At 72.1% G+C, this 22,435-nt stretch carries 16 protein-coding genes; 8 read left to right on the forward strand and 8 right to left on the reverse strand.

Annotated elements, in window-relative coordinates; genetic code table 11:
- Positions 1-65: 65 nt before the first annotated feature.
- A complete protein-coding gene (locus EAE32_RS00165; protein WP_121863775.1) occupies positions 66-1,250 on the reverse strand; it encodes an aminotransferase-like domain-containing protein in 1,185 nt (394 codons plus the stop codon).
- Positions 1,247-2,284, reverse strand: coding sequence for an agmatinase (gene speB, locus EAE32_RS00170; protein ID WP_121863776.1), 1,038 nt, complete (start codon positions 2,282-2,284; stop codon positions 1,247-1,249). The genes EAE32_RS00165 and speB overlap by 4 nt, the downstream gene beginning before the upstream one ends.
- 257 nt (positions 2,285-2,541) lie before the next feature.
- On the opposite strand from speB, the gene EAE32_RS00175 reads away from it, so the two are divergent.
- Positions 2,542-4,191 (forward strand): thiamine pyrophosphate-binding protein, encoded by a 1,650-nt coding sequence (locus EAE32_RS00175; RefSeq protein WP_121863777.1) that lies wholly within the window; start codon positions 2,542-2,544, stop codon positions 4,189-4,191.
- Positions 4,192-4,280: 89 nt separating this feature from the next.
- On the opposite strand, the gene EAE32_RS00180 is transcribed toward EAE32_RS00175, so the two are convergent.
- The gene (locus tag EAE32_RS00180; RefSeq protein ID WP_121846169.1) at positions 4,281-4,868 is read right to left on the reverse strand and encodes a P-loop NTPase family protein; all 588 of its coding nucleotides are present in this window, start codon (positions 4,866-4,868) and stop codon (positions 4,281-4,283) included.
- A gap of 234 nt (positions 4,869-5,102) precedes the next feature.
- On the opposite strand from EAE32_RS00180, the gene EAE32_RS00185 reads away from it, so the two are divergent.
- Entirely contained in the window at positions 5,103-5,597 is a 495-nt protein-coding gene (locus tag EAE32_RS00185) for a nucleoside deaminase (RefSeq protein WP_121846170.1), read from the forward strand.
- A 46-nt stretch (positions 5,598-5,643) separates the two neighbouring features.
- On the opposite strand, the gene xdhC is transcribed toward EAE32_RS00185, so the two are convergent.
- The 3 genes from xdhC to EAE32_RS00200 are packed head-to-tail and all read right to left on the reverse strand — an operon-like array spanning position 5,644 to position 10,371.
- Entirely contained in the window at positions 5,644-6,501 is an 858-nt protein-coding gene (xdhC, locus tag EAE32_RS00190; protein ID WP_240625144.1) for a xanthine dehydrogenase accessory protein XdhC, read from the reverse strand.
- On the reverse strand, positions 6,473-8,842 hold the full coding sequence (xdhB, locus tag EAE32_RS00195) for a xanthine dehydrogenase molybdopterin binding subunit (protein WP_121863778.1): 2,370 nt from the start codon (positions 8,840-8,842) through the stop codon (positions 6,473-6,475). Before xdhB ends, xdhC begins: the two co-directional genes overlap by 29 nt.
- Positions 8,839-10,371: a xanthine dehydrogenase small subunit gene (locus EAE32_RS00200; RefSeq protein WP_121863779.1), complete on the reverse strand. Its 1,533-nt coding sequence runs from the start codon at positions 10,369-10,371 to the stop codon at positions 8,839-8,841. Before EAE32_RS00200 ends, xdhB begins: the two co-directional genes overlap by 4 nt.
- Before the next feature lie 295 nt (positions 10,372-10,666).
- Here EAE32_RS00200 and EAE32_RS00205 point away from each other — a divergent pair, with 295 nt between their 5' ends.
- From EAE32_RS00205 to EAE32_RS00215, 3 genes are all read left to right on the forward strand, one after another.
- Complete coding sequence (locus EAE32_RS00205) at positions 10,667-11,671, forward strand: alpha/beta fold hydrolase (RefSeq protein ID WP_121863780.1); 1,005 nt, start codon at positions 10,667-10,669, stop codon at positions 11,669-11,671.
- A gap of 127 nt (positions 11,672-11,798) precedes the next feature.
- Entirely contained in the window at positions 11,799-15,098 is a 3,300-nt protein-coding gene (gene lysX / locus EAE32_RS00210; RefSeq protein ID WP_121863781.1) for a bifunctional lysylphosphatidylglycerol synthetase/lysine--tRNA ligase LysX, read from the forward strand.
- 37 nt (positions 15,099-15,135) lie between these two features.
- Positions 15,136-15,813 (forward strand): DUF3800 domain-containing protein, encoded by a 678-nt coding sequence (locus tag EAE32_RS00215; RefSeq protein ID WP_121846176.1) that lies wholly within the window; start codon positions 15,136-15,138, stop codon positions 15,811-15,813.
- 305 nt (positions 15,814-16,118) lie between these two features.
- Here the strand turns inward: EAE32_RS00215 and hchA are convergent, their stop codons facing one another.
- Positions 16,119-16,979, reverse strand: coding sequence for a glyoxalase III HchA (gene hchA / locus EAE32_RS00220; RefSeq protein WP_121846177.1), 861 nt, complete (start codon positions 16,977-16,979; stop codon positions 16,119-16,121).
- 43 nt (positions 16,980-17,022) lie between these two features.
- Positions 17,023-18,441 (reverse strand): acyltransferase family protein, encoded by a 1,419-nt coding sequence (locus EAE32_RS00225; protein ID WP_121863782.1) that lies wholly within the window; start codon positions 18,439-18,441, stop codon positions 17,023-17,025.
- Positions 18,442-18,601: 160 nt separating this feature from the next.
- Here EAE32_RS00225 and EAE32_RS00230 point away from each other — a divergent pair, with 160 nt between their 5' ends.
- From EAE32_RS00230 to EAE32_RS00240, 3 genes are read left to right on the forward strand one after another with little or no spacing between them, the layout of a single operon-like run.
- Positions 18,602-20,401 (forward strand): sensor histidine kinase, encoded by a 1,800-nt coding sequence (locus EAE32_RS00230; RefSeq protein ID WP_243635517.1) that lies wholly within the window; start codon positions 18,602-18,604, stop codon positions 20,399-20,401.
- A gap of 1 nt (position 20,402) precedes the next feature.
- On the forward strand, positions 20,403-21,059 hold the full coding sequence (locus EAE32_RS00235) for a LuxR C-terminal-related transcriptional regulator (protein WP_121844812.1): 657 nt from the start codon (positions 20,403-20,405) through the stop codon (positions 21,057-21,059).
- 8 nt (positions 21,060-21,067) lie between these two features.
- Complete coding sequence (locus tag EAE32_RS00240) at positions 21,068-22,357, forward strand: DUF4097 family beta strand repeat-containing protein (protein WP_121863783.1); 1,290 nt, start codon at positions 21,068-21,070, stop codon at positions 22,355-22,357.
- Positions 22,358-22,435: the final 78 nt, after the last annotated feature.

The raw sequence follows: 22,435 nt of genomic DNA on the forward strand, positions 1-22,435 counted from the left end.
GGCGGGAGGGGGTTACCCCCCGTCCCGCCCGAGACCACCGCGTCACGCGGCGTGGTGTCCGGCTGTCACAGAGCCCGCAGGGCCTCCGCGAAGCGCTTGACGCCCTCGCGGATGCGCGCGGGGGCCACGCCCGAGAACGCCAGACGCACCGCGTTGGAGTCCCGGCCGTCCATATATGAGGCCGAGCCCGGCACAAGGACCACCCCGTGGGCGATGGCCGCGGCCAGGATGTCCTTGCCGCGGATCTCCTCCGCGGTGACCCACGTGAAGAAGCCACCGGTGGGCGTGGTCCAGGATGCCGTCTCGGGCATGAACTCGATGAGGGCCTCCTTCATGGCCTCCCAGCGCTCCCGGTACAGCTCCACCGCCCGGTCCAGCGCCGGCTCCCAGTGCTCGGAGCCCACCCAGGAGGTCACGAGCGACTGCGCCAGGTTGGAGGGGTGGATCACCACGGACTCCGCGGCGATCTGCAGCCGCCCGCGCACCTCCGGGGGTGCGGCCATCCAGCCCACCCGCAGCCCGGGGGCGAAGATCTTGGAGAAGCTGCCCAGGTGGATCACGTGCTCCGGGTCCATGCCGTGCATGGAGGCCAGCGGCTCGCTGCGGTCGAAGGCGAGCAGCGCGTAGGGATCGTCCTCCACGATCATCACGTCCCGCTCCGCGCACACCGCCACGAGCTCCCGACGCCGCTCCTCCGGCATGGTCACGCCGGTCGGGTTCTGGAAGCTGGGGATCGCGTACACGAACGGGACGCGCCTGCCCTGGGCCGCGAGGTCGTCGAGCGCCCGGGCCACGGCCTCGGGCTGCATCCCGTCGTGGTCCATCGCCACGTGCTGGACCTCCACCTCGTAGGCGCCGAACACGCCGAGCGCCCCCACGTACGTGGGGCCCTCCGCGAGGATCACGTCCCCGGGGTTGCAGAACAGCTTGGTCACCAGGTCCAGTCCGGCCTGCGATCCCGTGGTGGGCAGGATGTCCGCACCGGTCACGGAGGAGCCGCCGCGCGCCATGAGCTTCACCACCAGCTCGCGCAGCCCGTCCATGCCGGCCCCCGAGCCGTACTGCAGGATCTCACCGGCGCGGCCGCGCAGCAGCAGGGACGCCACGTCCCCCACCGCATCCGCGGGCAGCACCGAGAGGTCCGGGTTGCCACCGGCCAGGGACACCACGGAGGGGTCGCGGGCCACCTCGAACACGGCGCGGACCGGGGAGGGGCGGAACTCGTCCGCGCGGGACGCGAAGCCGCTCACTTCTCGGCTCCGTAGCGCGTGCCCGAGATGCCGTACGCGGGGCCGTCCGCGGCGGCGTCGGCCCCCAGGCTGATGAGGGAGATGAGCTCGTAGACCACGTGCGCGGCGGCGATGCCGGTGAGCTCCGCGTGGTCGTACGCGGGCGAGACCTCCACGACGTCGCACGCGACCACGTCCAGGCCGCGCAGTCCGCGCAGGATCTCCAGGACCTCGCGGCTCGTGATGCCGCCGGCCTCGGGGGTTCCGGTGCCGGGGGCGTGGGCGGGGTCCAGGACGTCGATGTCCAGGGAGATGTAGAGCGGGCGGTCCCCCACGCGCTCGCGCAGGGCGGCCACCACGGCGTCCACGCCGGAGCGCATGACGTCCGCGGAGGAGACGATCTCGAAGCCGAAGCGGGCGTCGTCCTCGAGGTCCTGCGTGCCGTAGAGGGGCCCACGGGTGCCCACGTGCATCACGGCGTCGGTGTCGATGATCCCCTCCTCGAACGCGCGGCGGAACGGGGTGCCGTGCGTGTACTCCGCGCCGAAGTAGGTGTCCCACGTGTCCAGGTGGGCGTCGAAGTGCAGCAGCGCCACCTTGCCGTGGCGGGAGTGCGCGGCGCGCAGCAGGGGCAGGGCGATCGTGTGGTCACCGCCGATGGCCACCACCTTGGTGCTCTCGCCCATGAGCTCCTTGGCCGCGGACTCGATGGAGTCGATGGCCTCGGGGATGTCGAACGGGTTGCCCACGATGTCCCCGGCGTCCGCCACCTGCAGGTTGGCGAACGGGGAGTGGTTCTGCGCGGGGTTGTAGGGCCGCAGCAGACGGGAGGACTCGCGCACATGGTTCGGCCCGAAGCGCGCACCGGAACGGTAGGAGACCCCGGAGTCGAAGGGCACGCCCACCACGGCGACGTCCGTGTGCTCCACCTGGTCCGTGCGGGGCAGCCGCGCGAAGGTGGCGGGACCGGCCCAGCGCGGGGTGAGCGCCGCGTTCACGGGCCCCACCCGCTGCTCACCAGCACTGTTGGTCTCGACGATGCGTTCCGGTTCCACGGGGTCTCCTTCCCTCCCGGGGATCGCCCGGAGGATGCGGTGGTGGCTGGCGGGGCGTGCGACGCCGCCGCGGTGGTACTTTCTGTGACCTGACGCATAACACTATCGCCAGATCCCCCGTCCGCCACCGCAGCCGTGCGCTGCGCCGGAGGGCTCGTGAGCTCGGCCGTAGTATTCGTGGTGGTGTCGCTGGTGACCAGGCCCACGGCGCCCCAGATCAGTCACGAGTGGAACCAACGCATCCAGGAGTCCAAGGCATGAGCACCGAGAACAGCACCTCCGCGACCGAGGCGCCCCAGGCGGCGTCGCGCCCCGAACGCACCGTGGCCACGGCCGTGCTGGAGACTCTGCGCGGGTACGGCATCGACACCGTCTTCGGGATCCCGGGCACCCACTCGCTCGAGTTCTACCGGCCGCTGCGGGGCCTCGGCATCCGCGCGGTCACCACGCGCCACGAGCAGGGCGCGTCCTACGGCGCGGACGGCTGGTCCCAGGTGCGCGGGCTGCCCGGCGTGGTGATCACCACCTCCGGGCCCGGCCTGCTCAACTCGCTGTCCGGCGCCGCCACCGCGTACGCCGAGTCCCGGCCCATGATCCTGCTCTCCCCAGGGCGCCCCGTGGGCCACGACTTCCGGGACATCGGCTCGCTGCACGAGACCAAGAACCCCTCCGCCGCGGTCAACGCGATCGTGGGCGTCTCCCGCCGCGTGACCTCCGGCGCGGAGGCCGTGACCATGATCCACGACGCCATGCGGGACTTCGCGCACTCACGGCCCCGGCCCATCCACATCGAGATCCCGCTGGACATCCTAGAGACCGCCGCGGACGTCCCCGAGTCCGCGACGGCGCCCCGTCCCCTGGGTGAGCCGACGCCCGCCCCGGAGCACGACGTCGCCGCGGCCGTTGCGGCGCTCGCGGCCAGTGAGCGCCCGGTCATCCTGGCGGGCGGCGGCTCCCTGGCGGCCGGCCCGCTGCTGCTGGAGCTCGCGGAGCTGCTCGAGGCGCCCGTGATCACCACGACCAACGGCAAGGGGGCCATCCCCGAGAAGCACCGGCTCTCCCTGGGCGCGGACCTGCGGCTGAGCACCGCCCACGAGTTCATGCGCTCCGCGGACGCGCTACTGGTGATCGGCTCCAAGGTGGGCGAGGCCGAGCTGTGGGGCGGGGACATCACCCCGCAGGGCCCGATCGTGCGCGTGGACATCATGCGGGACCAGATGCTGTGCAACCTGGCCCCGGACGTGGAGGTGCCGGGCAACTCAGCCGCCGTGGTCCGCCAGCTGCTGGACGGGCTGCGCGCCACGTTCGAGGAGACCGGCGCGCAGCCGCGCCCCGAGCGCGACCTCGGCGAGGTCTTCGACGCCATGGACGAGGAGGGCCGCCAGTGGGCCCCGGACCTCGCGGCGCTCAACGAGACCATCATGGAGGTGGTCCCGGACGACACCATCCTGGCCGGGGACTCCTCCCAGGTCACCTACATGGGTTCCACCACGTTCTTCCGTGCACCCCAGCCGCACTCGCTGCTCTACATGGGCACGTACGCCACCCTGGGCTACGGGCTGCCCGCCGCGGTGGGCGCCAAGCTGGCCGCCCCGGAGCGTCCGGTGGTGTGCCTGGTGGGTGACGGCGCCCTGATGTTCTCCATCCAGGAGCTCATGACCGCCGTGGAGCTGGAGCTGGACCTGCCGATCATCTGCGTGGACAACGGGGGCTACGGCGAGATCCGCCAGAACATGGTGGACCGGGACATCGACCCCCTGGCCGTTGACCTCGTCCAGCCGGACTGGGTGAAGCTCGCGGAGGGCTTCGGCGCCACCGGGTTCCCCGCCACCATGGACACCCTCGCGGAGACCGTGCGGCAGGCCCTCGCCACGAAGGGCCCGAGCCTGGTGCACCTGAAGATCTGAGACGACGCCGCAGCGTCGTCGGGGGCGTTGCAACGGCTGAGGAGAAGAAATACCCGCTGGACATGGCGATCCGCTGGTATTTCCTCTCCTCAGACGCCATGGATGACGGAATGTGCCCCGCCCGTTTCCTGGTGTCCCGGCCAGGTTGCCGCAACCCACCAGCTCGCCTCACGACGACGGCGCAGCCGCACCACCCGCACGTGCGGGGCCGTCGCGGCGAGGGCCGCAATCCGTTCCCGGTAGCCGTTCCGGGTGGTCACCGCCCAGCGGATGATGTGCTCGGGGTCCGTGAGGATGCTCCGCAGCGGCGCTTCACGGTTGCCGTTCCACAGCTCCTCCCGTCTCAGACGGCGTTGCACGGTCCGGCGCACCACGCGGGGAAACGTCACGGTCCAGAAGGGGAGGTCGAGCCATACCAGGATGTCGGCGCGGTCGGCGAGGAGGGGGCGGGCGGCGTCGTACTGCCACTCCGTGACCCACGTGTCCAGGGCGGCCAGACGCTCGACGTCCGCCATGAACTCGGGGCGCGGGGTCCAGCCCGGACCGTGGAACAGCGCGTCGATCTCCGTGTGGGGGATGCCGGAGCGCTGGGCGATCTCCCGGCACAGGGTGGTCTTGCCGACGCCGCTGACCCCGGCCACCAGGATCCGGCGGGGTGCGGGCGGTGCGGTGTCCATGGGGCGAGCCTATTCCGGGCGAGGCGGGGCCGGGCCCCGGCCCCGCGGCACGTTGCGCGCGGCCCGGCTGGAACGGGCGGCGAGTGAAGGCATTGCGCGTCACTTCCACGGGCACATACGCTCTACCCCACGAGCGCCGGCGCTCGGCCGGCTCCATGGGACGGGGAGGACGGCGGGAACGACCCCCCGAGATCCCGTCCCCGCGCGGACCACGACTTGGCAGGAGACCGCCCCGTGACACACCCACCCGCTCCGGACGCGGTCCGCCGCCACCTCCGCACCGCTGTTCAAGCGGCCTCGCGCAACGCCTCACGGGACGGCGGGCCTTTCGGGGCGGTGCTCGTGACCGCGGACGGCCGGGAGTTCACTGCCGTCAACCGCGTCACGGCGGACCACGACCCCACGGCCCACGCCGAGGTCTCCGCCATCCGCTCAGCGTGCGCGGCTCTCGGAACCTTCGACCTCTCAGGCGCAGTGCTGTACTCCAGCTGCGAGCCGTGCCCCATGTGCCTCTCCGCGTCCCTGTGGGCGCGGCTGGATGCGGTGCACTTCGCGGCGGACCGGCACGACGCCGCCGACGGCGGTTTCGACGACGCCGCGTTCTACGACTTCTTCACCGCCACCCCCGCCCAGCGGGACGAGTTGCTGCCCGTGCGGCACGTGGCGCTGGCCGAGCGGAACGAGCCCTTCGAGGCGTGGGCCGAGAACGGGCAGCGCACGCAGTACTGACCCGGGCGAACCCAGAGCCCGTGGGCGGGCAACGCCGGTCCCCGTCTCAGCCGTCAGATGCGCCTGCGCCGCCCGGCGCGGGGAGTTCGAGGTCCCCCAGCAGTTCGGCCACCGCGCTCACGGCGATCGCGGCTGGCGTCTTGCCCGGGATCCCCGGCACTCCCACGGGGCACCGGATCGCGCTGACCGCGGCCTCGCTGTGGCCCTCGGCGAGCAGCCTCGCCCGGAACCGCGTCCACTTGGCTGCGGAGCCGATGAGTCCCACGTTCGCGAGGTCCCCACGCCGTAGCGCGGCGTCGCACAGGATGAAGTCCTCCGCGTGGTCGTGACTCATGACGAGGACGTGAGAACCGGCGGGCAGCTCGCCGAGAACGGTCTCCGGCGCCGGTGCGTGCCGCAGACAGACGTGGGCGGGCCCGTCGAGGGCGACGAGCACCGGTGATCCTGTGACCTGTCCCTCGCGGCTGTCCACCAGGTGCAGCCGGAGTGGGAACCGGGAGAGTATCCGGGCCAGCTCGTGCCCCACGTGGCCCATGCCGAACACCGCGACCACAGGCCGCACGGGCAGAGGGTCGAGCAGCACCTGGACCACCCCGCCGCAGCACTGACGGCCGTGGGTCACGGTGGCGCGCTCGTTGAGCGAGAAGTTCAGGATCTCGGGAACCTGCACACCATTGGCCAGCATGGCCCTGGCCCGCTCGACCACCGTGGCTTCCAGGTTTCCGCCGCCCAGGGTGTCCCACGTGCGCTTCTCCGCCACCACCATCTTGGCCCCGGCCGCCCGCGGCGCGTGACCGCGCACGTCGCTCACCGTGGCGAGCACGCCCCCGCGGTTCTCGCCGCGCAGCAGCTGCAGTGCGTCCAGCCAGTCCACGTCAGACGGACGCCGGTTCGGTGGTGTCACGCCCGGAGGACAACGACGCCCGGGCCTCCTGCACCGCCCAGAACACCGCCTCGGGCGTCGCTGGGCTCGCGAGCTCCACGCTGTGCCCCTGGGGGCCGAACGACGCCGCCGCTTCGCGCAGGGCCTCGCGCACGCTGAAGGCGAGCATGAGAGGCGGTTCCCCCACGGCTTTGGACCCGTAGACCACCCCGCTCTCGGTGGCCCTCTCGAAGAGGTGGACGTTGAACTGCTCGGGCATCTCCGAGAAGCTGGGCAGCTTGTACGTGCTCGCGGCCTGGGTGCTCAGCCGCCCCCGGTTGGGGCCGTCGGACTCGTCCCAGCGCAGGTCCTCCAGGGTGAGCCAGCCCGTGCCCTGAACGAATCCGCCCTCGATCTGACCCACGTCGATCAGCGGGGAGAGGCTGTCACCCACGTCGTGCACGATGTCCGTTCGTAGCAGTCGGTACGCACCCGTGAAGGCATCCACCTCGACCTCGGACACGGAGGCGCCGTACGAGAAGTACTTGAACGGCTCCCCCTGCATCCGCTGGGCGTCCCAGTGCAGGCCGTCGGTGCGGTAGTAGCCCGCGGCCCACAGGGAGACCCGCTGGAAGTACGCGGTGTGCGCGAGTTCCGCAAAGGTCATCGCCCGGTCGTGGAACCCGATCCCCGTGACCTTGCCCGCCACGAGGCGGACGTCGTCCGGGTGGATGCCGAATTCCCGGGCGGCGACTTCCGCGAGGCGCTCCCGGATCTGGTCGCACGCGTTCTTGACCGCACCGCCATTGAGGTCGGAGCCCGAGCTCGCGGCGGTGGCCGAGGTGTTGGGGACCTTGTCGGTGCGGGTGGGTGCGAGCCGCACCGCGCCGAGCGGCACCCCCAGGGCTGTGGCGGCCACCTGGCGCATCTTGGTGTGCAGCCCCTGGCCCATCTCGGTGCCGCCGTGGTTGATGAGCACGGAACCGTCCCGGTACACGTGCACCAGCGCCCCGGCCTGGTTGAACGCCGTGAGGTTGAAGGAGATCCCGAACTTCACGGGCGTCACCGCGAGCGCGCGGTGGGTGTCCGGGTGAGCGGCGTTGAACTCCGCGATCCGACGACGCCGCCGGGTGACGTCCGCGCGGTGGTGCAGCTCGTTCCAGATGGCGCTCAGCCGCTCTGCGTGCCGCACCGGCTGCCCGTAGGGCGTGAGCTGGCCGGGTGTGTAGAGGTTCCGGCCGCGCAGCTCGGTGGGGTCCAGCCCCAGCAGGGGTGCGCACCGCCCCAGGACGTCCTCGATCACGAGCATTCCCTGCGGTCCGCCGAAGCCCCGGAACGCGGTCTGGGAGGTCTTGTGCGTGCGTGCCACCCGGCCGTGCACCTCCACGTCCGGGATCCAGTAGGCGTTCTCGATGTGGCACAGCGTGCGCTGCAGGACCGGCTCGGAGAGGTCCAGGCTCCAGCCACCGTCGCTCGTGACCGTTGCGCGCAGGGCCAGCAGACGCCCGTCGTCGTCGAACCCCACCTCCCACTGCGCGTGGTAGGGGTGGCGTTTGCCGGACAGGGTGATGTCCTGGTTCCGGTTCAGCCGGACGCGCACGGGGCGCCCCGTGAGGGTCGCACCCAGGGCGGCAACTGCCGCGAACCCGTGGGGCTGCATCTCCTTGCCGCCGAAGCCGCCGCCCATGCGGAGGCACTGGACGGTGACGTCGTGGTCGTCCAGCCCCAGCACGTGGGCCACGACCTCCTGGGTCTCCGTGGGGTGCTGGGTGCTGCTCTGCACGAAAACCTGCCCGCCCTCGTCCACGTACGCGAAGGACGCGTGGGTCTCCAGGTAGAAGTGCTCCTGCCCGCCGAACTCGAGCTCCCCGCTGAAACGGTGGGGCGCGGCGGCCAGACCGGCACCCACGTCCCCGCGGCTGATCGTGGGCTGCCCACCCTGGAAGCTCCCGGCGGCGATGGCGTCGCGAAGGGAGATCAGGGACGGGAGGGGCTCGTACTCCACCGCCACGGCCTCGGCACCGAGCCGGGCGGCTTCGAGGCTCTCGGCGAGCACCCAGCACACGGCGTGGCCGTGGAACATGACCTCGCTGGGGAACAGGGGCTCGTCCTCCTTGCTGCCGGAGTCGTTCACCCCGGGCACGTCCTGCGCGGTGAGCACCCGGGCCACCCCAGGGACCTCCAGTGCGGGCGCGGTGTCCAGGGAGGTGATCCGCGCATGGGCGTGCGGGGCCTGCACGGGCCAGGCGTGGAGCACGTTCTGGGCGCGGTGGATGAGGTCGTCCGTGTACAGCGCCGTGCCCGTGGCGTGCTCCGCCGCGTGGTCGTGGGCCACTGCACGGCCCACCACGGGGTTCTCGGGACGCTCCGCGAGTGACGTCATGACTGCACCTCCTGGATCCCGGTGGGCTGCGACTGCGCCCAGAACTTGAGCATCACCTGTTCGAGCATGGCCGAGCGGTAGCGGGAGCTCGCCCGCATGTCGTCGATCGGGGTCCCCTGCCGAGCCATCAGAAGCGCCGCGGCCCGGGCTGCGTCATGGGTCCACGGCTGACCGACGAGGACGTCCTCCACCTCCCGGGCGCGCAGCGGAGTGGCGGCGACGCCGCCCAGGCCGATCCGCGCTCCGGTCACGGTGGCGTCGTCGACCTGCAGGGCGATGGCCGCCGAGACGCTGGAGATGTCGTCGAAGCGGCGCTTGGCGATCTTGTGGAAGGCCGCCGTGTTCGCCACGGGCAGGGGGATGCGCACGGCGCGGATGATCTCCTCCGGGCGGCGCACGCTCTCGCGGTACCCGGTGTAGTACTCGTCCAGCGACACCTCGCGCTCACCAGCTGCGGACGCCAGCACCAGGGATGCGCCCAGGGCGAGCAGCACCGGCGCGGAGTCCCCAATGGGAGATCCCGTGCCCAGGTTGCCCCCGAACGTGGCGGCGTTGCGGATCAGCCGCGAGGCGAACTGTGGGAACAGCTGGTCCAGCAGCGGCACCCGGTGCCCCAGCGCCCGCTCCACCTCGGACAGGCTCAGCCCCGCGCCGATCTCCACGCTGTCCCGGGAGACCATGAGGCCCCGCAGCTCGGCGAGCCGGTCCACGGCGAGCACCGTGCCCGGGCGGACGTGACGGATGTTGACCTCCACACCGACGTCCGTGGCTCCCGCCACGATCCGCGCCCCGGGGTGGCGCGCCATGTGCTCGAACAGCTCGGTCAGGGATTCCGGGCGGATGAAGTGCGCCCCGTCCGAGCTCAGCCGGGTGGAACGCGGGGCGGGCGCCGGCTGCTCTTGACGACGCCGCAGCAGATCGGTCTCCTCGGGGGTTCCCAGTGCGTAGGCGGCGTCGCGAATGGGCCGGTAGCCGGTGCAACGGCACAGGTTGCCGCTCAGGGCGTGGAGGTCGAAGCCGTTGGGCCCGCACTCGTGGTCCGGGGCGTGCTCCTCGCCGACGGCGCCCGTACCGGTCTGCTCCGCCCGCTGTGCGCTCGGGGTGTCCGAATCCTCCTGCGCGCCCGCACGGTCCGGGCGGTAGTACTCCGCGGCCATCGCGCACACGAATCCGGGGGTGCAGTAGCCGCACTGCGAACCGCCGCGGGTGGCCATCTCCTGCTGCACCGGGTGCAGCTGCCCCGGACCCCGCGGGCCGGGCGCAGTGCCCAGCCCCTCGGCGGTGACGATCTCCTGGCCCTCGAAGGCGGCAGCCGCGGGCAGGCAGGCGTTCACGGCTGTCCACCGGGTCCGCTCCGCTCCGTCGGGGCGTGCCACCAGCACGGCGCACGCCCCGCACTCGCCCTCGGCGCAGCCCTCCTTGGCGCCGGTCAGACCGGCGTCCCGCAGGGCGTCGAGCAGGCGGGTGTGCGGGGCGACCCCCGCCAGGGAACGGTCCTGCCCGTTGATCGTCAACCGCATGTCGTTCATGGCCCTGGCTCCTCGTGACAAGCCACTGGCGGGGACGCGGAGCGGGTGGATCCTCAGCCGTACCGGGAGCTCGTTGGCGCCGAACCAGTGCATTTCTGATTGCTCGCCCGGTAGACAGTCCGCTGCGGACCCGCCGTAGGCTGGTGGCCAACGTTAGCCACGTCACACCGCGCACGGCAACACCGGGACTGCGGAAGGTCGCCGTTCGCTCCGGTGGCGTGCGGTCGCCGGCGCCCCGGGGCGCGGGAGCCCGAGGCCCGGAGGCCCGCAGGGGCGCGGACCTAGAATGGGGTGCATGACCACCCCAGGGGACCGTGCGCCGTCGGGCCGGGACGCGGCGGCCCCCGGGGCGGACGGGGCACGGGACGAGACCCCGGCCCCGAGCCGTCCCCGGACGGGCGGCGAGCGCATCGTCCACCTGGACCGCGAACGGTTCCTCTGCGTGCGCCAGGACGGTCCGGAGGACGGGCCGCCGTTCGTGCTGCTCACCGGGCTCGGGTTCGACCTCACCACGTGGCCGGAGACCTTCGTGCAGGCGCTGACCGGGAGCGGGCACCGGGTGCTCCGCCTGGACAACCGGGACGTGGGGCGTTCGTTCCGCGCGTCCTCCCCGCCCCCGACCGCACGACAGCTGCTGCGCGGGGCTCTGCCCGCCGGGCAGTACACGGTGGAGGACATGGCCCAGGACGTCGCGGACACCCTGCAGGTGCTCGGCGTGGAGCGTGCGGATGTCCTGGGGTTCTCCCTGGGCGGGATGATCGCGCAGGCGCTCGCGGCGCACCACCCGCGGCGGGTGCGGCGGCTGGTCTCCCTGTGCTCCACTACGGGCGCACCCTCGGCGGGAACGGTGGCGGCATCCACGGCGGCGATGCTCGCCCTGCCCGGCGCACGCCCCCGGCGCCTGTACGTGCGCTCCCGGCTGGTGATGGCGCGCCACCTGGCCGGCACGGGCTTCCCCGTGGACCGGGCGCACGAGCGCCGGCTCGCGGAGGAGCACTGGCGCCGCAGCCTGGACCCGGCGAACGAGGCCGCGGCGATGCGCCGTCAGATCGGCGCCATCCGGGCCTCCGGGGACCGCACGGCCACGCTGCGGGAGATCACAGCCCCCACGCTCGTGCTCCACGGGGACCGGGACAGGATCGTGCGCCCGGACGGCGGGCCCGCCACCGCGGCGGCGATCCCCGGGGCCCGGTTCGTGGCCCTGCCCGGGATGGGCCACCAGGTGCCTCCGCGGGTGGCCCCCCGGCTGAGCGATCTGGTCCTCGAGCACGTGCGGCCTCGCGAGGCACCGGACGGGTGAATCGTGATGGTGGCGTGAGCGCCACGACACCGCCATCCCCGCACACCCGTGATACCAAAGACACCATGAACGCATCCGAGCACACCCGGTGCCGGGACCTGACCCCGGGGGCCAGAAAGTGACGCACGTGAAGACATCCCACGACCGACTGCCGCGGCTTGCCAGCACCCTCGTGTTCCTGGCGGCCCTGTGGTCCTTCATCTCCATCCCGTTCGCCCAGAAGGAGTCCCTCTACTGGGTGGACGAGGTGTTCACCACCCTGGGCGTGCCCTCGGGGCCGAACCTGTTCCTGGCGCTGAGCCTGCTCATCGTGGGGGCGTCCCTGCGCCGCAGGCTGCGCGTCGCGTGGGTGGTCTCCCTGGGCGTGCTGTTCCTGGAGCTGCTGGTGTTCGTGCTGCTGGGCGTCGCCCTGCTCACGGACTCGGTGGAGGGGGAGCTGGAGCCCCTGGAGAGCATCCTGCTGGTCGTGGGCGCGGTGGTCACCACCGCGTGGACGGTGGCGTTCATCGTGCGCCGCAAGGACTTCCCCGCGCGCATGCGCTCCGGCGCGCTGCGCAACGCCCTGCTCACCCTGCTCGGTGGCCTGCTGCTGGTCATGGCGCTCGTCTTCGCGGTCTCGTGGTTCGTCCCGGGCCACCTGCACGGCGTGGAGCACCTGTGGTTCTCGGTGCGCAGCGTCACCGGCCTCTCCCTGCCCCGCAGCATCTCCGACGGCTCCGCGGGGCCGCACTGGCTGGCCGTCCTGGCCGGGGTGCTGGGGGCCGCGGTGCTGTTCTACGCGGTGTGGCAGTTCACCCAGTCCGCGCAGCGCTCGGAGGTCATCGACCCCCGCCAGGAGCTGCACATCCGCAGGCTCCTGGCGCAGTACGGCGCCCAGGACTCCCTGGGCTACTTCGCCACCCGCCGGGACAAGTCCGTGATCTTCTCCCCGGACGGGCGCGCAGCGGTCTCCTACCGCGTCATCGGCTCCGTGTGCCTCGCCTCCGGGGATCCCCTGGGCCCCCACGACGCCTGGCAGGACGCCATTGCCGCCTGGAAGCAGGAGGGCCGCGAGCACGCGTGGCGCCTGGCCGTGCTCTCCGCGTCCGAGACCGGCGCGCAGGCCTACGTGGATGCCGGGCTGCGGGCCCGCCCGCTCGGTGACGAGGCCGTGCTGGAGACCGACTCCTTCTCCCTCGAGGGCCGCACCATGCGCCCGGTCAAGCGCGCCGTGGCCCGCGTGCGGGACGCCGGGTGCACCGTGACCCTGGAGCGCCACAGCCAGCTGGACGCCGCCACCCTGCAGCAGATCATCGAGCTGTCCGAGAAGTGGCGCGGGGACGAGGCGGACCGCGGATTCTCCATGGCCCTGAACCGGCTCGCGGACCGCACGGACGGCCGCTGCGTGGCGGTGCTCGTGCGCAACGCGCAGGGGGAGATCGTGGCCCTGCAGTCCTACGTGCCGTGGGGCACGCGCGGCATCTCCCTGGATCTCATGCGCCGCTCCCCGGACGCCCCCAACGGCGTCAACGAGGCCATGGTGGCCGCCCTCGCGGAGGACGGCGGAGAGCTGGGCATCCGTGAGGTCTCCCTGAACTTCGCCATGTTCCGTTCCGTGTTCACGGGCGCGGACAAGGTGGGTGCCGGGCTGGGCGTGCGGATCGCGGACCGGGTGCTCTCCTGGGGCAACCGGTTCTGGCAGCTCGAGTCCCTCTACGAGGCCAACGCCAAGTACCTGCCCCGCTGGGACAGCCGGTTCCTGTGCTACGACTCCACCGCGGACCTCCCCCTCGTGGGCATTGCCGCGGGCCGCGCGGAGGGCTTCCTCCCGGGCCGCTCACCCCGTCCCGGTCACGACGGCGAGACGCTCGTCACCGCCCCGGACGGCACCACGACGCCGCTCGCGGACCTCGTCATCGCCCAGGACCGGGAGCTGCTCACCCCGCCGCGCCCGGTGCGCCAGCTCAGCGAGCAGCAGCGGGTGCGCCACGCCAAGCTGGACGTCCTGCGCGAAGCCGGCATGGAGCCCTACCCGGTGGACGTGCCCCACACCACCACTGTGGAGCAGGCCCTGGAGCTGATCGCGGACGGCACCGCGGAGACCACCGGGGAGGTCGTCTCGATCGGCGGGCGCGTGCGTGCGCTGCGCGACCTGGGCGGCGTCGTCTTCGCCGTGGTCGAGGAGCGGGACGTGCGCATCCAGGTGGTGCTGGAGGAGCGGGCCGTGGCACCCGAGCTCATGCGGTTGTGGCGGCGCGCGGTGGACGTGGGCGACCACGTCTCCGTGACGGGCACGCTCGGGCGCAGCCGCCGGGGCGAGCCGTCCGTGCTGGCCACGTCCTGGTGCATGGCCTCCAAGTCCCTGCGGCCCGTGCCGAGCGAGCACACGGGGTTCACGAACCCCGAGGCCCGCGTGCGCCAGCGCTACCTGGACCTGATCGTGAACAAGGAGTCCGCGCAGCTGCTGCGGGCCCGTTCGCGCGGCATCGCGGCCATGCGGCAGTCCTTCATGGAGCGCGGCTTCATGGAGGTGGAGACCCCCATGCTGCAGGCCGTGCACGGCGGCGCGAGCGCCCGCCCGTTCCGCACGCACATCAACGCGTACAACGCGGACCTCTACCTGCGCATCGCACCGGAGCTGTACCTCAAGCACCTGTGCGTGGGTGGCATGGACAAGATCTTCGAGCTCAACCGCAACTTCCGCAACGAGGGCGCGGACGCCACCCACAACCCGGAGTTCACGTCCGTGGAGGCGTACGCGGCGCACGGTGACTACAACACCATGCGGGTGCTCACGCGCGAGCTGATCCTGGAGGTCGCCACCGCGATCCACGGCGAGCCCGTGGCCGTGCGCCCGGACGGCGAGGGCGGGGAGACCCGCATCCGCCTGGACCACGAGTGGCCCGTCATTCCCGTGCACCAGGCGGTCTCGGAGGCCACGGGCACGCTGCTGACCTCGACGACGCCGCTCGAGGAGGTCCGCGCCGTCGCCGACGCCCACAACGTGCACTGGCACGAGACGATGACCGCCGGCGAGGTCGTCCTGGAGCTCTACGACGAGCTCGTGGAGGGTCAGACCACCCTGCCGGTGTTCTACACGGACTTCCCGCTGGAGACCTCACCCCTGACCCGCACCCACCGCACGGACCCGCGGCTCTCGGAGCGCTGGGACCTCGTGGCGTTCGGCGCGGAGATCGGCACCGCGTACAGCGAGCTCGTGGACCCCGTGGACCAGCGCAACCGCCTGACCGAGCAGTCCTTCAAGGCCGCCGCGGGTGACCCGGAGGCCATGGAGGTGGACGAGAACTTCCTCACCGCCCTCGAGTACGCCATGCCGCCCACGGGTGGTCTGGGCATCGGCGTGGACCGGCTCATCATGATGCTCACCGGCACGAACATCCGCGCCACCCTGGCGTTCCCGTTCACCCGCCCGAACGAGCAGGGCTGAGCGTGGCGGACGAGGGGGTCCGGTGACAATTTCCCGCATGCTCTACATCGACGATTCCGGGTCGGTGGAGAGCGGTCTGGTTGTCTACGGCTGGGTGGAATGCCGCCCTGAGCGGTGGCGTCATGCTCTGCGCACCATTCTGGAACTTCGCAAATTCCTGTACCGGGAATATCTGGTGCCCCCTTCTCAAGAGCTGCATGCCACCAAATTCGTCAACGGTCGGTCCCGGATCTCCACCCGCGATGACCAGCACGGCAGGACGGAGTGGAAGACGCTGGGCCGACAAGTCGCCGTCGACTGCCTCGAGACCTTGGCCCGGTGCGAGGACCTGCGCATCGGGGCCGTCTACCGCCAGACTGCCGCCATCGGAAGCGGCTACAGAGAGCAACGGGCTGAGGTCTACCGAGAACTCCTGGAGTCGGTCAACGAGCAGCACCGCGCGGAGGACAGTTACGTGCTCATCGGCATGGACGGCAACGGCTCGGACAGGGCCTACTTCAACGCCCACCGAGCCCTGCCCCTGGCCACCCGGCACGTCATCGAGGACCCCATGTTCCACGATTCCAAGCAGTCCCAGCTCATGCAGATGGCTGACCTTGTGGCCTACTCGGCGTTCTGCCACCTCAATCGTCACCAGGGCAATGAATTCGCGTGGGAATGGTACGAGCAGTACCTCACCCCGCGCGGCCCTTTCGACGGCCCACAGGGGATCTGAGCCGGAAACAGCTAGACCCGCCAATCCACGAGTGTGGGGCGGGTCCGCAAGAGCCATCTTATCTCTCACCATCCGATCCGTCGAGTGGTCAGAGGGTTCGTAGCCGACCGCGCGACGATGAATTTGGCACGGGGGACGCTCGTACGGGCCTCGGGGCCAGCCAGCGGTTCCAGCCCGAGACTGAGCGGTCCCCTGGCCGTGCGCACCTCTCACGGTGTGCACGGCGGGTAGCCACAGACCCGACGCCGCCCGGCACCCCTAAGAGGGAGCCGGGCGGCGTCGTCGTTGTCGGAGAGCGCCGGAGCTCAGTCCGCGGCGTACGCCTGGCCCGTGAGAGTCTCCACGGCCAGGCGGCCCAGCGCGTTGGAGGCGAGCGGGCTGTCGCCGGTGAGCAGGCCGCGGTCGCGGTGGACCTGCCCGGTCATGTCGTCGTTGACCACGGTGAGCCCGGCACGGGTGAGACCGTCCGCCACCAGCCACGTCATGCGTCCGGGGAGGTAGCCGATCTCGATGTTCGGCCCGGAGTCCAGCGCGTCCGGGAAGACGGTCACGGAGTAGCCCTCGAAGAGGTTCTTGCCGTCATCGCCCACGGCCGAGAGCAGCGCGGCGGGGCCGTGGCACAGGGTGATCACGGGACGGTCGTTCTCCAGCGCCCAGGCGAGCACACGGCCCACCTCGGGGCTGTCCGCCAGGTTGATCGTGGCACCGTGGCCGCCGGGGATGAACACGGCGGCGTAGTCGCTGTCCCCGTCCAGCCCGTCGGCGATCTCCGGCAGGGGCCGGGGGCGCTCGAACTGCGGCCGCAGCTCCTCCCACGCCTGCTGCACGGCGTCGTCCTTCTCGGGCATGGCCCACAGCTCGAACTTGGCGAGGTTGCCGGAGAGGGTCGCGACGTCCACGTCGTACCCCGCGGCCTTCAGATGCATGAGCGGCAGGAGCGTCTCCACCGGGTGGTTGCCGGTGGAGAAGTAGACGTCGTCCTCCAGCGGCAGGTAGCGCTCGTCCGTGAGGACGGTCAGGATCTTGCGCGGTCCGGACGAGACGGAGGGGACGCCGTGGGCGCCGTCGAAGTCCGTGGTGGGTGCCACGTACTGGCCCAGCGAGTACTCGGACGGGAAGTAGGCGTTGTGCTCGGCGCTGTCGCGCACCGGTTTCTTGGAAGCCATGCGATCACCTCTCGGTCGCGGGGGCCCAGCCCCGGCAACGGCGTCACTGCCAGCGCGTCCGCGAGGGGTCGCGGGGCACCGTGTGACGAGGACGGCACCGAGCATACGCCGGAACCCCGCGGCCCCCGGTAACCCTGTCACCGCCCACGGCCCCGTCCGTGGGGCCCGGTCCCTGCCGCACCCGCCCGCTGCGCAGCACGACGACGGCGAGCACCGAGCCTGCCGCGCCCATGACCACCAGCGGAACGGTGAGCAGGGTGATGATCTCGATCAGCGGCGGGACCGCCGCGCAGACCAGCGCCGCGAACACCAGCGCGCCCGGCAGGCTGCGCTCCCGCCTGCCCCACGGCTCCACCGACGCCGTCTCCGCGCGCCGCAGCACCGCCGCGGCAAGCAGCACGGCCGTCCAGCACACCGCGGCCAGCGGGAGGCGCAGCAGCCACCACCCGGCGGAACCGGGGACGGGGTCCCAGCCTCCGGCGAAGAACCACACGGCCATGACGGCCACGACCACCGGGAGGTGCCACAGGTAGACGGTCATGGCGCGCGTGCCGATCACGTACGCGACCGCCCGCGCCGGGCGCGTGGTCATCAGCCGCCGCAGCACCGGGGAGAACACCTCCAGCAGGCACGCCTGCGCGAAGCCGAGCAGCACCATGCACACGGTGGGCGGGTTGAGGTCCGTGAGCATGTCCGGGGCGTAGGGGCCCACCGCCACGCACACACCGAGCAGCGCGTACGACGCCGCCGCGAGCGCCACCAGCAGCGTCCGGGAACGGGCGGCGAACCAGCCGTCCGCGCGGAAGAAGCCGAACTGCTGCACGAGCGGCCACACGAACACCATGTTCAGCAGCCCCCACCACTGCTCCCCGCTGGCAGCGCTGAGCAGGTCCACGAGCACGGTGCAGCACAGCAGGAACCAGCACCACACCCACCCCATGCGCTCGTGCAGGCCGAGGAACGCGGGGGTGAGCGCCTGGCAGATCAGGTACGCGGCGAGGAACCACAGCGCCATGCCCACCCCGGACAGCGCGAAGGTCACCAGCTCGTACGGCGCTCCCGCCGCGAGCGCCGCCCCGGCCACCAGGGCCAGGGCACACCACAGCACGGCGGCCGGCTGCACGAGCCGCAGGGCGCGCTCGCGCACGTACTCCGCGGGGTCCATGCCCTGGGCCCGACGACGCCGCCACGCGCCTGCCGCCGCCGTTCCGCCCACCACGAAGAACAGGGGCATGATCTGGAAGATCCAGGTGGCCCACCAGTACCAGGGCTGCTTCGTGGGCACGAGAACGGAGGTGATCTGCCCGGTGGCGGGGTCTGCGGTGAGGGTGACCATGAGGATGTGGATGCACACCACGGCGATCACGCAGCCCACGCGGGCGGCGTCCACGGCGGGGTCGCGCTCGCCGGCGAGCGCTCCCGGCTGCCGGGGAGTCCCGGCAGCGATGAGATCGTGCTGCATGAGGCTCACTCTAGGGCGGGAACGCGCGGGCGCCGGGGCAGGACTCGCGGCTCTGGAGCGGGGATGGGCGTGGAGTGGGCGAGGGGTGGGGAAAACCCCACTGCGACTCGGTGGCTGGCTCTGGCGCGCACGCGGGTGGGGTGTCCGTAGCGTGGAGGCCATGAGCACACCAGCCTCGCGACCCACCCCGCCGTGGGACGCCACCGAACCCCTTCCCCCGGCCTCGGACCGCACCCGGCCGCTGCCGCCGTCGGCCGCGGCGTCCGAGTCGGTGACCGCCACCGCCGAGCCATACGCCGACTCTCGGGACGTTTCCGGCGCACGGGGTGCGCGCTCCACTGCCGAGACCACGCCCCGGGCCACCGCGCAAGCCGATCAGGTTGCGCAGACCGCTCAGGCCGCGCACTCCGCTGTCCCCGCGCAGGGTCAGGCCACCACGGAACTCCCGCCGGCCGGCTCCACCCGCGTGCTCCCCCGCGAGGACGCCGCAGGGCACCGCGCCCTGCCTCCCGTGGGCCGCCCGGAAGGCCTGGCGGACCGGGACGGCACCCGCCCCGCGGACCGCGCGAGCCGCCCCGTGACCGGGGGCGACGACGTCGACGGCCTCGGTCACCTGCCGACCGGAGAGAGCGTGCCGCCCGGCCCGCCAGTGCCCGCGATCCGCGAGTGGCGCATGCTCTCCCCCAAGACCCTGTTCTTCGGAGGTCTGGACCTCGTGGTGGACGCGGTGCTCAACACGGCGCTGCTGTGCCTGATCGGTGCACTGCTCGTGGCCGGTGTGACCACCGTCCCGGCGCTCGGTCTGGGCGTGCTGGTGCTGGCCGCCACGGTCTACGTGATGGTGGCGGCGGTGTGGCTGGAACGGCGGCGCTCGGCGTCGTCGTTCGGTCTGGACATCCGCGACCCCCAGCGGCGCCGCACACCGCGCACGGACTGGGTGCGGATCCCCCACCAGATCTGGTTGGACGCCAGCGACGGCTCCCTGTGGCTGGGAATGCTGCACCTGACGATCACGTGCCTGCTGGGCTGGCTCATGCTGGTGCCGTTCGTAGTGGCCGGGGCCGGGATCGCCGCCGCCACCACGCCGCTGTACATGCCGGCGGACTCCGTGGTGCGCACACTCATGGATCAGGCCGGCGACGTTCCCCCGTGGGCCCTGGTCGCGGGCTCGGTGCTCGCGGTGGTGCTCGGCATCCTGCTGGGCGTGCTGCTGACGCTGGCCCACCGCGGTCTCTCCGCGGGGCTGCTGCGCCAGAGCGAGGCCGCCCGGCTGCGCCGCGAGGCCATGGAGTCCGAGCGCCGCGCGGAGTACGAGTCCGCCGCGAAGGAGTCTGCGGTGCGCGGCGCGGAGACTGAGCGCTCCCGCATCGAGCGGGACCTGCACGACGGCGTCCAGCCCCAGCTGGTCTCGGTGGCCATGAACCTCTCGATGGCGAAGTCCAAGATCGACACGGACCCCGCGGCCGCGAAGGAGCTCGTGGCGGAGGCCCACGGCACCACCAAGGCCGCGATCACCGAGCTGCGTCGGCTCGCCCGCGGCTTCCACCCCGCGGTGCTGGAGGACCGGGGGCTCGACGCCGCCCTCTCCGCCGTCGCGGCGCAGGCCCCGTTCCCCGTGGACGTTGCCGTGACCGTGCCGCGCCTGGACCCGCGCACGGAGGCCGCCGTCTACTTCGCGGTCTCGGAGAGCCTCACCAATGCGGTCAAGCACTCCGGTGCGCGCTCCGCGGACGTGGCCGTGTCCGTGCAGGACGGCCCGGCTCCTGGAACCCGCGTGGTGGTGGCGGGGGTCCGCGACTCCGGCCGCGGCGGTGCCCAGGTGGTTCCGGGCGGTGGCCTCTCCGGCATCCGGGACCGGATCCGCTCCGCCGGGGGCAGGTTCTTCGTGAACTCCCCCGCGGGCGGGCCCACCGAGGTGATCGTGGAGCTGCCGCTCGGCAGCACCGGAGAGGAGAACTGAGATGCGCATCGTGATCGCCGAGGACGCCGTCCTGCTGCGCGCCGGACTGGTGCGCCTGCTCACAGACGCGGGGCACGACGTCGTCGCGGAGACGGATACCGCCGAGGGGCTCGTGAAGGCCGTGGAGGAGCACCGCCCGGACTTCGCCCTGGTGGACGTGCGGCTGCCGCCCTCGTTCAGCGACGAGGGGATCCGCGCCGCCGTGCTGATCCGCTCCGCCCACCCGGACGTGGCTGTCCTCGTGCTCTCGCAGTACGTGGAGGAGCGCTACGCGTCCGAACTGATCGCCTCGCGCCGCGAGGGCCTGGGCTACCTTCTCAAGGACCGCGTGGCGGACGTGGAGCAGTTTCTCGAGTCCGTGCAGACCGTCGGCTCCGGCGGCACCGTGCTGGACCCGGAGGTGCTCACGCAGATCCTGGTGCGCTCGCGGCGTCGTGAGGACCTGGAGCTGCTGACCCCGCGCGAGCGCGAGGTGCTGGGGCTCATGGCGCAGGGACTGTCCAACGCGTCCATCGCCGCGAACCTGTACCTCACCGAGTCGGCCGTGGAGAAGCACATCGGCTCGATCTTCGCCAAGCTCGGCGTCACCTCGGAGACCGGCAACCGCAGGGTTCTGGCCGTTCTCAAGTACCTCGGCTACTCGGACCACTCCCTCTAGGACACGACATGAGCACTCACACTCCCTCCCCGGCCACCCCGGATTCCGGTTCCCTGCCCGCGCAGGACCCCCGTCAGGACCGTCCCCTCCCCCGCGGCGAGCGCCGCGCGTGGAACACCGCCACCGCCGTGGTGGGCGGCGTGGCCGCGATCGGCCTGCTGGTCGGCGGCGCGGGCGTCACCGGCGCACTCGCCCTGACGCAGGAGCACAACGGCTCCTGGACGGCCCCCTCCGCGGTCAAGAGCATCCACGTGACGGCGGCCGACGCCGCCGTCTACATCCACACCAGCGCCACCGCGGACCGCGTGGAGGTGCTGTGGTCCGAGGCTGGAATCAACATCCCGGACCGCGCGCCCTCCCCCGTCCTGGACGACGGCGAGCTGTCCCTCGACCTGGGCGCCGCCGCCAACGCCTGGGGCCTGGGAGCCTCCTCGAACCGGAGCGTCTCGGTGACGGTCCCCGAGGACTCCGCGCCGGTCTCCCTGGACCTGGAGGGCACCACGAACTCGCTCTCCGTGGAGGGCACGTTCCAGGACGTCGTCGCCAGCACCGACACCGGCGCGGTGGAGGCGAGCGATCTGGAGGCCGCCACGGTGGACGCCCGCTCGACGAACGGGCGGGTGCTGCTGGACGGTGTGCACGTGAGCAACCGGCTGGACGCCCACACGGACAACGGCATGGTGCTTGTGGGCACCCAGGGCGCCTCCCCGAAGCGCGCCTCGGTCACGGCGGGCTCCGGCTACTACGGCGTGGCCATGCCCACCGCGGACTACTGGTACCCGCAGAGCAGCCAGAAGGACTTCGCCAATCCGCGGCACCCGGTGACCACGGACCCGGTCGGCTCGGACCCGTCGGATCCCACGGACGACTCGTCCCTGGAGTATTACGGGACATACGACCACAGCCCCCTGCCTACCGAGGTCAGCACCCCGTCCCTGTTCGCGACGGCGGAGCCGTCCGCCTCGGCCACGCCGCGGGCGACGTCGGGCGGGGGTACGCCCGCGAGCCCCAGCGCGTCGTCGAGCTCTGTTGCGTCGGAGAGGCCGCGGGCGACGTCGTCGACGACGCACGGGGCCGTGGAAGAGACAGGGCGCGGCCACGACGCGGACACCGTGTGCAAGGCCGCGCCGCGCGACAGGCCCTGCCTCTACCTCCAGGGCACGCCCATGAGCGTGAAGGACTCCGGGTGGATGAACGCGTGGCACGACGGCTGGCGCTCCCCCGGCACCAGGCAGGACCGCGACGACCAGCCGGAGCAAGACCTGTCCGAGTCCGGTTCACCGGCTCGCGAGAACTAGAACTCCCGTCCGGGGCGTACGGGCTCCGGGCGGGTGCCCCGCGGCACCGCAGACCAGGCGGCCGCGGGGCTTTTGTCC

Source organism: Kocuria tytonicola (genome assembly GCF_003687175.1).
In the GTDB taxonomy this organism is placed as follows: Bacteria; Actinomycetota; Actinomycetes; order Actinomycetales; family Micrococcaceae; genus Kocuria; species Kocuria tytonicola.